The organism is Roseovarius halophilus (ex Wu et al. 2025), assembly GCF_047086965.1.
In genome coordinates, this window is sequence record NZ_JBKOTX010000625.1 from 1 (window position 1) to 281 (window position 281).

The following is a 281-nucleotide window of genomic DNA, read 5'->3' on the forward strand; positions in this document are numbered from 1 at the left end:
CCCGCCACGCTGCCTATGCCGACCAGACGGCAAGCAGTATGTCCGGCTGCAGCCTGCGCCTGCATGGTCGCAATGAAGGGTGAGAAGGTCGCCACCGTCGCCGTCACATTGGTCGCAAACACTTGCTCAAAAACCTGCAGATCTTCCGCATACTCGGTCAGCGTGCCGCGCGAGATACCTGCATTCGCAATGACGATGTCTATCCCTTGCGCATGCGCGAGGAAGTCAGTCGCAGCTTGTGTCAACGCAGCATGGTCGTTGACGTCCAATGCATAGATCTG

The 281-nt window shown here is 58.4% G+C and carries 1 protein-coding gene; it reads right to left on the minus strand.

Annotated elements, in window-relative coordinates:
- The coding region (locus ACH107_RS33780) for an SDR family NAD(P)-dependent oxidoreductase (protein ID WP_412509919.1) at positions 1 to 269 on the minus strand (269 nt) is incomplete at its 3' end.
- Positions 270 to 281 lie beyond the last annotated feature (12 nt).